The following is a 9253-nucleotide window of genomic DNA, read 5'->3' as shown; positions in this document are numbered from 1 at the left end:
GAGCACGGTCGCCGACCCGGCCTACGGCTGCCGATTCAGCGACCCCGCCGCGTACTCGACCGGAACGAGGGCCCTCTACCCGGCCTGCCCCTGACACCCGCTTCCGTTGACTCGTGGCGTGTTCGCCGATTGGCCTGGCGTTTTCAGGCGAACACGCCACGAGTCAACATCCCGGCGGCGCCGGACGCACCCCTCGGGCGTCCGGCGCCGTCGCGGTTCGTCAGGTGGTGACGTACTCGCGGAGGTGGCGGGCCGTCAGGGTGTCCTCCGTGGCCACCAGGTCGGCGGGGGTTCCGGTGAAGACCACCTGGCCGCCGTCGTGGCCGCCGCCCGGGCCGATGTCGATGATCCAGTCGGCATGCGCCATCACGGCCAGATGGTGCTCGATGACGATCACCGAGTTGCCGCCGTCCACCAGCCGGTCGAGCAGCGCGAGCAGTTGGTCGACATCGGCCATGTGCAGGCCGGTCGTCGGCTCGTCCAGGACGTACGTCGCGGCCTTCTGCGCCATATTGATGGCCAGCTTGATCCGCTGGCGCTCGCCGCCGGACAGCGTGTTGAGCGGCTGGCCGAGCCGCAGGTAGCCCAGGCCCACGTCCCGCAGCCGCCCGAGGATCGCCTGTGCCTGGCCGGACGGGAAGAACTCGTCCGCCTCGGCCACGGACATGTTCAGGACCTCGCTGATGTTCTTGCCGCGCAGCGTGTACGTGAGCACCTCGGGCGTGAACCGCTTGCCCTCGCACTCCTCGCATACCGACGCCACCCCGGCCATCATCGCCAGGTCCGTGTAGACCAGGCCGATGCCGTTGCAGTTGGGGCAGGCGCCCTCGGAGTTGGCGCTGAAGAGGGCCGGCTTCACACCGTTGGCCTTGGCGAACGCGGTCCGGATCGGGCTGAGCAGGCCGGTGTAGGTGGCCGGGTTGGACCGGCGCGAGCCCCGGATGGCCGACTGGTCGGCGACGACCACGCCCTCCCGGCCCGCCACGTACCCGTGGATCAGCGAACTCTTGCCGGACCCGGCCACCCCGGTGATCACCGTCAGCACGCCGAGCGGGACGTCCACGTCCACGTTCCGCAGGTTGTGCAGGTCGGCGCCCTGGATCGACAGCTTCCCGCGCGGCGTCCTGGGCGTCTCGCGCAGCCGGGCGCGGTGCTCCAGATGCCGTCCGGTGAGGGTGTCGGAGGCGCGCAGCCCGGCCACGTCGCCGGTGTAGCAGATGTGTCCGCCCTCGGTGCCCGCGCCCGGGCCGAGGTCGACGACATGGTCGGCGATGGCGATGACCTCGGGCTTGTGCTCCACGACCAGCACCGTGTTGCCCTTGTCGCGCAGCCGCAGCAGGAGATCGTTCATCCGCCGGATGTCGTGCGGGTGCAGCCCGACGGTCGGCTCGTCGAACACGTACGTGACGTCCGTGAGGCTGGAGCCCAGGTGCCGCACCATCTTCACGCGCTGCGCCTCACCGCCGGAGAGCGTGCCCGAGGGCCGGTCCAGGCTCAGGTAGCCGAGGCCGATCTCGACGAGCGAGTCGAGCAGGTCGCGCAGGTTGGCGAGCAGCGGCGCGACCGACGGGGCGTCCAGGGTCCGGACGAACCGGGCCAGATCGCTGATCTGCATCGCCGAGCACTGGGCGATGTTCGTCCCGTCGATGGTGGACGACAGCGCGGCCTGGCTCAGCCTGGAGCCGCCGCAGTCGGGGCAGACCGCGAAGACCACGGCCCGGTCGACGAAGGTCCGGATGTGGGCCTGCATCGACTCGCGGTCCTTGGCGAGGAAGGTCCGCTGGACCTTGGTGACGAGCCCCTCGTACGTGGTGTTGTGCGAGCCCGCCTTCACCTTGGTCGCGGGCTTGTGCAGGAAGTCCTCCCACTCCCGCTCGGTGAAGTCCTTCAGCTTCTTGTCCGGGCTGTAGAAGCCGGAATGCGCCATGACCTGCCAGTACCAGGAGTCCACGGTGAAGTTGGGGACCGTGATGGCGCCCTCGTTCAGGGACAGCTCGCGGTCCACCAGCTGTTCGATGTCGATCTTGGAGACCTGCCCCATGCCCTCGCATTCGGGGCACATCCCCTCCGGCAGGTTGAAGCTGAACGCGCCGGCCGTACCGATGTGCGGGGTGCCCAGGCGGCTGAACACGATCCGCAGCATCGCGTACGCGTCGGTCGCGGTCCCCACCGTGGAACGCGAGTTGGCGCCCATCCGCTCCTGGTCGACCACGATCGCGGCGCTCAGGTTGCGCAGCTCGTCCACGTCCGGGCGGCCCAGGCTCGGCATGAACGACTGCAGGAACGCCGTGTACGTCTCGTTGATCAGCCGCTGCGACTCGGCCGCGATCGTGGCGAAGACCAGCGAGGACTTCCCCGAGCCCGACACCCCGGTGAAGACCGAGAGCCGCCGCTTGGGCAGGTCGACCGAGATGTCGGCCAGGTTGTTCTCCCGGGCGCCGCGCACCTGGATGACGCTGTGGCTGTCGGCCGGATGCATAGTGCTCCCTCGTGTTCGCTGCTCAGCGGCTACCTGTGGACGCCTTGGCGTGTTCGCCCGCGTGTTCTCGCTCGCGTGCTCACGGCCGGGCCGGCGCCACCCCGAACGCACTATTCTATACGGCGTACGGAGTAAAATCGGCCCGACCGGTCATCAGTGCGTCCGAAGTCATCAGGGCGTCCAAAGGACCTTACGAGCAACCAACGACATTCCGGAGCCGGCGCCGTCACGCGGTCTTGATCGCCCCGCCGTCGATGATGTGGTCGGCGCCGGTGATGCTGGCCGCGTGCGGCGAGGCGAGGTGCGTGATGAGCGCGGCGACCTCGGCGGGCTCGACGAGCCGTCCGGTGACCATGCCCGTCGCGCCTGGCAGCGCGGCCACGAGCTCGTGCCGTTCCATGCCCATGGCCTTGGCGAGCTCGGCACCGTAACCGCTGGGGTCCTCCCACATGGCGGTACGTACCGGGCCGGGCGACACGGTGTTGACCCGCACGCCCTGAGGACCGAACTCCTCGGCGAGTGCCTTGCCGAAGGCCGTCAGGGCGGCCTTCGCCGTCGTGTACACGACCGGCCCGGCGTGCGGGATCCGGGCACCGTTGGACGAGATGTTGACGATGGAGCCCCGGCGGCGCAGCAGGCTGGGAAGCGCGGCGCGGGTCGCCCGTACGGCGGCGAAGAGGTTCAGCTCGAACGTGCCCTGCCACTGCTGATCGTCGAAGGCGAGGAACCCGCCCACACCGCCGCCGTCGCCGCCTCCGACGTTGTTGACGAGCAGGTCGATGTCGCCCAGCTCGTCCAGCGCCGCCTCGATCAGCCGACCCGGACCGTCCGCCGTGGACAGGTCCATCGGCACGATGATCGCGCCGGTCTCCTTCAGCTCCGGGGTGGCGGTACGCGCGGCGGCCACGACCCGCATGCCCTCGCCGGCCAGCGCGGCGACCGTCGCCAGCCCGATCCCCTTGCTCGCACCGGTCACCACGGCGGTCTTGCCGTTCAGCTGCATGTCCATGAGCCGTCTCCCTCTCGTCCTGCATCAGTGAAGATGCGATGAAGCTACAACTTGCAACACCTATGACGCAAGTCTGTTCTTAATCGATACACCGATGTGCTGTAAGGTCTCCTCATGGCAACGCAGCGGCAGGAGGCCCGTACCGGCGAACGACCCCGGCGCGCGGACACCGAGCGAACCGTGATGGCGATCCTGGCGGCGGCCGAACGGACCCTCGGCCGCGATCCCGGCGCCACCATGGAGCAGATCGCCGAAGCCGCGGGCGTCGCGCGCACCACCGTCCACCGTCGCTTCGCCACCCGCGAAGCACTCATCGACGCCCTGATGGCATGGGCCATCCAGCAGTTCGCCGCCGCCGTGGACGCCGCCCACGCCGACACCGCCCCGCCCCTGGTCGCCCTCTACCAGGTGACCGCGAACGTCCTCGACGTCAAGATCGGCTGGTCGTTCGCGATGAGCCGTACCGCCTCGGCGGGCCCCGAAGTGGCCCGCGTCCACGCCGACGTCCAGGACCAGTGCGAGCAGCTGTTCGAGCGGGCGAAACAGGCGGGCATCCTGCGCGCCGACGCCGACATCCAGTGGGCCCGCCGCGTCTACTACGCCCTCATCCACGAGGCCACGCAGGACCGGGACGGCGAAGAGAGCACCGGCGCGCTGGCGACACGCGTCGTCGACACCTTCCTCCGAGGCGTCGGCACCCCCCACCCCGACCGCCTCTGACCCTGTGCGGGCGGCGCGCGGCCGTTATGTTGAGGTCATGGGCTCGACCGATCCGGACTTCCTGCGGGCCACGCGCGCGTCGTACGACGCCCTGGCGGCCGACTACGCCGACTGGATCCGGGACGAACTCGCGGCCAAGCCGCTGGACCGGGCGATGCTCGACGCGTTCGCCGAACTCGTACGGGCGGGCGGCGCCGGACCGGTCGCCGACATCGGCTGCGGACCCGGCCGCATCACGGCGTACCTGCACGGCCTGGGCCTGCCGGCGTTCGGGATCGACCTGTCGCCCGAGATGATCGCCTCGGCCCGGCGGGCGTACCCGGACCTGCGGTTCGAGGTGGGCTCGATGCCGGGACTGGGCCTTCCGGACGGCGGCCTCGGCGGCATCGTGGCCTGGTACTCGATCATCCACGTCCCGCACGAGCGGCTGGCGGCGGTCTTCAGCGAGTTCCACCGGGCGCTGGCTCCCGGCGGCCACCTGCTGCTCGCCTTCCAGGTCGGGGACGAGGTGGCGCACTGGTCACGGGCCGCCGGGCATGAGATCTCGCTCGACTTCCACCATCGGCGGCCGGACCAGGTGGCCGAACTGCTCGCCGGGGCCGGGCTGGACGTACGGGCGCGCCTTCTGCGCGAGCCCGACAAGGACGGCGACTATCCGGAGCCGACCCGGCAAGCCTTCCTGCTCGCCACCCGCTGACCTCCCGACCCCCCGCTGACCTCCTGGCCACCAGCTGAACGAAAGGGCCTTTGTCCTGGAACGGGCGATACCGTCCGGCCGTCGTACCCGGTAACGGCACACGGGAGGCGATATGGGGCGCGGCGGGGTTCCGCACGACAGGTCGGGGCAGCTCAAGCAGATCGAGAGCGGGCTGCTGCCCGGCGAGCAGATCATCGCGGTGTACGACGCGGTGGGCGCCGGCACGGGATTCATCGGGCTCACGAACCGGCGCGTGATCGTTCAGGACACGTCGTTCGTCGGCAAGCGGGTCGCGATCACGAGCATCCCGTACGCGAAGATCAGCTCGGTCAGCGTGGTCAGCAACAAGTCGTGGGCCGGCTCGTTCTTCTCCAGCGGCGCCATCGCGATCCACGTGGGGACGCAGCTGTACGAGGTGGAGTTCCGGGGCGAGGAGAAGACCCATCACGTGCACAACGTGATCACGGACCTCATCACCCGCTGAACCGTCCCAGCCGCCCAGATTGACTCGTGGCGTGTTCGCCTTGACGGCGACGCCAGAGGCGAACACGCCACGAGTCGACGAGGAGGGCGGGGATGGGTTAGAAGGCTTCGTCCAAGGCTACGGTTCCTTCTACTCCTCGCTGGTAGGCGGAGACGCGGCGCTCGAAGAAGTTGGACAGCTCCTGGACGTCCTGCAGCTCCATGAAGGCGAACGGATTGGACGATCCGTAGCGGACCGGTAGGCCGAGTCGTGCGAGGCGCTGGTCGGCCACGTACTCCAGGTAGATGCGCATGTCGTCGGCGCTCATTCCTGCGAGACCGTCGCCGCAGAGGTCGTGGGCGAAGGCCAGTTCGGCTTCGACGGCCTCTTCCATCATGCGGGTGACCTGGTCGGTCATCTCGGTGTCGAACAGTTCGGGCTCCTCGGCCCGTACGGTGTCGACGACCGCGAAGGCGAACTCCATGTGCATGGACTCGTCCCGGAACACCCAATTGGTGCCGGACGCGAGGCCGTTCAGGAGGCCCCTGGAACGGAGCCAGTAGACGTACGCGAACGCCCCGTAGAAGAACAGACCCTCGATGCACGCGGCGAAGCAGATGAGGTTGAGCAGGAACGTTCGGCGGTCGGTGGCCGTTTGGAGCGAGTCCAGGCCGCCCAGGGAATCGATCCAGCGGAAGCAGAACTCCGCCTTCGCCCGGATGGACGGGATGTGCTCGATCGCCGCGAACGCCCGCGCGCGCTCGTCGTTGTCCGGGATATAGGTGTCCAGCAGCGTCAGATAGAACTGGACGTGGACGGCCTCCTCGAACAACTGGCGTGACAGGTAGAGGCGCGCCTCCGGGGCGTTGATGTGCTTGTAGAGGTTGAGGACGAGGTTGTTCGACACGATCGAGTCGCCGGTGGCGAAGAACGCGACCAGGCGGTTGACCAGGTGCTGTTCCTCTGGGGAGAGCTTGGCGAGGTCGGCCAGGTCGGAGGCCAGGTCGACCTCTTCGACCGTCCAGGTGTTGCGGATGGCGGCGCGGTAGCGCTCGTAGAAGTCCGGGTAGCGCATGGGCCTGAGGGTCAGGTCCATGCCGGGGTCGAGCAGGCTCACTGGCACGCCTCGCAGGTTTCGGGGTTTTCGAGGGAGCACATGACGGCCTCGTCCGTGGTGGCGCCCGTGGTCGCCGTCGTGGCCGCTGGTGTGATCGTCGTCTGCGCGATCCGCGTCGCCGGACGGGAGCGCAGGTAGTAGGTCGTCTTGAGACCGCTCCGCCACGCGTAGGCGTACATCGAGGAGAGCTTGCCGATGGTCGGCGTCTCCATGAAGAGGTTGAGCGACTGGCTCTGGTCGATGTACGGCGTGCGCGCCGCCGCCAGGTCGATCAGGGACTTCTGGGGCAGTTCCCATGCGGTGCGGTAGAGGGTGCGCAGTTCGCCGGGCAGGTCGGTGATGCCCTGGACGGAGCCGTTCGAGCGCTTGATCGCGTCCCGTACGGCCGGCGTCCACAGCCCGAGGGCCTTCAGGTCCGCGACCAGGTAGCCGTTGATCTGCAGGAACTCGCCCGACAGCGTCTCGCGCTTGAACAGGTTGGACACCTGCGGCTCGATGCACTCGTAGCAGCCCGCGATGGACGCGATCGTGGCCGTCGGCGCGATCGCGATCAGCAGCGAGTTGCGCAGGCCGACGTCCGCGATCCGGGCGCGCAGGGCGTCCCATTCGGCGGTACGGGCCGGGCTCGCGTCCGGGAAGTGGTCCAGGTGAAGCTGGCCGCGGGACGTCCGGGTGTGCTCGTACGCGGGCAGCCGTCCCAGCTCCTCGGCCAGGTCGGCCGACGCGCCGTACGCGGCGAGGGCGATCTCCTCGGCGATCCGGGTGGACAGCTCGCGCGCCTCCGGCGAGTCGAACGGCAGCCGCAGCTTGAAGAACACGTCCGCCAGGCCCATCACGCCCAGCCCGACCGGCCGCCAGCGCCGGTTGGCCCCCGCCGCCTCGTCGGTCGGGTAGAAGCCGCGGTCGATCGTCCGGTCCAGGAAGCGGACGGCCGTACGGACGGTGCCGCGCAGCCGCGTCCAGTCGATCCCGTCCTCGCCGGTGTGGGCCGCCAGGTTGACCGAGCCGAGGTTGCAGACGGCGGTCTCGCTGTTTCCGGTGACTTCGAGGATCTCGGTGCAGAGGTTGGACAGGTGCACCACGCGGCCGGGATCGGCGGTCTGGTTGCAGGCCCGGTTGGCGGCGTCCTTGAACGTCATCCAGCCGTTGCCGGTCTCGGCGAGCGTCCGCATCATCCGCCCGTACAGCCGGCGGGCCTCGACCTGCCGTACGTACCGGCCGTCGTCCTCGGCCTTGCGGTACGCGGCGTCGAACTCCTCGCCCCACAGGTCGGTGAGCTCGGGGACCTCCTTGGGGTCGAACAGCGACCAGGTCCCGTCGGCCTCGACCCGGCGCATGAACTCGTCCGGGATCCAGTTGGCGAGGTTGAGGTTGTGCGTACGGCGCGCGTCCTCGCCGGTGTTGTCGCGCAGTTCCAGGAACTCCTCGACGTCGGCGTGCCACGGCTCCAGGTAGACGCATGCGGCGCCCTTGCGGCGGCCGCCCTGGTTGACGGCGGCGACGGAGGAGTCCAGCGTCCGCAGCCACGGGACGATCCCGTTCGAGTGGCCGTTGGTGCCGCGGATCAGCGACCCGCGCGACCGGACCCGGGTCCACGAGATCCCGATCCCGCCCGCGTACTTGCTGAGCCGGGCCACCTGCGCGTACCGCTCGTAGATCGACTCCAGCTCGTCCTGCGGCGAGTCGAGCAGGAAGCAGGACGACAGCTGCGGGCGGCGGGCCGCCGAGTTGAACAGCGTCGGGGAGCTGGGCAGGTACGACAGCGTGCTGAGCAGCCCGTACAGCTCAGCGGCGTCGCCCACCGTGTCGTGTCCACCCGTGGGGGGGCTACCCCCCACACCCCCCGATGCGACTTCGTCGCTGTAGGACAATCCACACGCGACCCGCATCAGGAAGAACTGCGGCCGTTCCAGTACGCGGCGCGTGCTCGGGTGGCGCAGCAGGTACCGGTCGTAGAGCGTGCGGAGCCCGAAATACTCGAAACGCTCGTCGGCGCTCGCGTCGATCAGGTCGTCGAGGGCATCGGCGTTCTCGGCGACGAAGGCCGCGGCCTCGTCGGCCAGCAGGCCCTCCGCGTGCGACGCGGCGACGGACTCCGCGAACGTCCGTACCCCTTCGGCCTCGGTCTCGGCGGCGATCCGCAGGCTCAGCAGCCGCGCCGCGACCCTGGAGTACGCGGGTTCGGCGGCCACCAGCGCGGCGGCCTCGGCGATGGCGCGTTCCCGCCGCCGCGCGTCGCCAGCCTCGCCCCGTACCGCCGCCAGCAGCGGCCGCGGATCGGCACCGGGCAGTCCGGCGCAGGCGCGCTCGATCTCAGCGGCGACGCCCGTGGAACCGTCGGAAACACCGTCCGAAACACCGGGCGTGGCCGGCGGCGCTGTGAGTTGCCGTGTCACGTGCTCTCTCCCTCGCGAGCTCGCCCCGCGGCAAGGGAGGGGAGCACGGCAGGCCGCCGCGCACCGCCCACCGGCCCTCCCGCGAGGCCTGGACGAAACATCGGTGCGGGCAGGTCTTCGGACTCGCGGGCAGCACGCCTCCCGGAAGGAGGACGTGACCTAGTGGCCGTCGCTTCCCGGCCCGCTCGCCGCGTTCCCTGAACGCCGCGTGGGCCAGTGCCGATGACGGCGGTCGTTCCCGCTCACCGCTGCGGGGCAGTCCCGGAATCTCACCGGGTTCCCTCTTACGACGCCCGCGCCCTCGATCGGCACGGGCGAACCAGCACGATCATGACCCTACATCTAGGTGAGGCCGATTGCGACAACACTAGA

The 9253-nt window shown here is 69.6% G+C and carries 7 protein-coding genes and 1 riboswitch; of the genes, 3 read left to right on the top strand and 4 right to left on the bottom strand.

Going from position 1 to position 9253, the window contains the following annotated elements; translation table 11 throughout:
- Positions 1-220 precede the first annotated feature (220 nt).
- Both ACH34Q_RS42365 and ACH34Q_RS42360 read right to left on the bottom strand, forming a co-directional pair.
- Positions 221-2479 (bottom strand): ATP-binding cassette domain-containing protein, encoded by a 2259-nt coding sequence (locus tag ACH34Q_RS42365; RefSeq protein WP_395988872.1) that lies wholly within the window; start codon positions 2477-2479, stop codon positions 221-223.
- 226 nt (positions 2480-2705) lie between these two features.
- Positions 2706-3488 carry an oxidoreductase gene (locus ACH34Q_RS42360; protein ID WP_395988871.1) on the bottom strand — a complete coding sequence of 261 codons (783 nt, stop codon included), beginning with the start codon at positions 3486-3488 and terminating at the stop codon, positions 2706-2708.
- 114 nt (positions 3489-3602) lie between these two features.
- On the opposite strand from ACH34Q_RS42360, the gene ACH34Q_RS42355 reads away from it, so the two are divergent.
- From ACH34Q_RS42355 to ACH34Q_RS42345, 3 genes are all read left to right on the top strand, one after another.
- Positions 3603-4208, top strand: a complete 606-nt coding sequence (locus tag ACH34Q_RS42355; RefSeq protein ID WP_395988870.1) for a TetR/AcrR family transcriptional regulator — start codon at positions 3603-3605, stop codon at positions 4206-4208.
- 37 nt (positions 4209-4245) lie between these two features.
- Entirely contained in the window at positions 4246-4905 is a 660-nt protein-coding gene (locus ACH34Q_RS42350; RefSeq protein ID WP_395988869.1) for a class I SAM-dependent DNA methyltransferase, read from the top strand.
- A 112-nt stretch (positions 4906-5017) separates the two neighbouring features.
- Entirely contained in the window at positions 5018-5389 is a 372-nt protein-coding gene (locus ACH34Q_RS42345) for a PH domain-containing protein (RefSeq protein ID WP_395988868.1), read from the top strand.
- Positions 5390-5486: 97 nt separating this feature from the next.
- Here the strand turns inward: ACH34Q_RS42345 and ACH34Q_RS42340 are convergent, their stop codons facing one another.
- Both ACH34Q_RS42340 and ACH34Q_RS42335 read right to left on the bottom strand, forming a co-directional pair.
- A complete protein-coding gene (locus tag ACH34Q_RS42340) occupies positions 5487-6491 on the bottom strand; it encodes a ribonucleotide-diphosphate reductase subunit beta (RefSeq protein WP_395988867.1) in 1005 nt (334 codons plus the stop codon).
- Positions 6482-8881, bottom strand: a complete 2400-nt coding sequence (locus tag ACH34Q_RS42335) for a ribonucleoside-diphosphate reductase subunit alpha (RefSeq protein ID WP_395988866.1) — start codon at positions 8879-8881, stop codon at positions 6482-6484. The genes ACH34Q_RS42340 and ACH34Q_RS42335 overlap by 10 nt, the downstream gene beginning before the upstream one ends.
- A gap of 90 nt (positions 8882-8971) precedes the next feature.
- A riboswitch (cobalamin riboswitch) is annotated at positions 8972-9220 on the bottom strand.
- Positions 9221-9253: the final 33 nt, after the last annotated feature.

The organism is Actinomadura sp. 9N407, from assembly GCF_044326315.1.
Classification (GTDB): domain Bacteria; phylum Actinomycetota; class Actinomycetes; order Streptosporangiales; family Streptosporangiaceae; genus Spirillospora.
This window is presented reverse-complemented; position numbering and strand designations above follow the sequence as displayed.

What these genes read in the sequence shown, in the direction of transcription:
- ACH34Q_RS42365 (WP_395988872.1), bottom strand. Translation starts at nt 2,479, where the DNA reads ATGCATCCGGCCGACAGCCACAGCGTCATCCAGGTGCGCGGCGCCCGG.
- ACH34Q_RS42350 (WP_395988869.1), top strand. Translation starts at nt 4,246, where the DNA reads ATGGGCTCGACCGATCCGGACTTCCTGCGGGCCACGCGCGCGTCGTAC.
- ACH34Q_RS42345 (WP_395988868.1), top strand. Translation starts at nt 5,018, where the DNA reads ATGGGGCGCGGCGGGGTTCCGCACGACAGGTCGGGGCAGCTCAAGCAG.
- ACH34Q_RS42355 (WP_395988870.1), top strand. Translation starts at nt 3,603, where the DNA reads ATGGCAACGCAGCGGCAGGAGGCCCGTACCGGCGAACGACCCCGGCGC.
- ACH34Q_RS42360 (WP_395988871.1), bottom strand. Translation starts at nt 3,488, where the DNA reads ATGGACATGCAGCTGAACGGCAAGACCGCCGTGGTGACCGGTGCGAGC.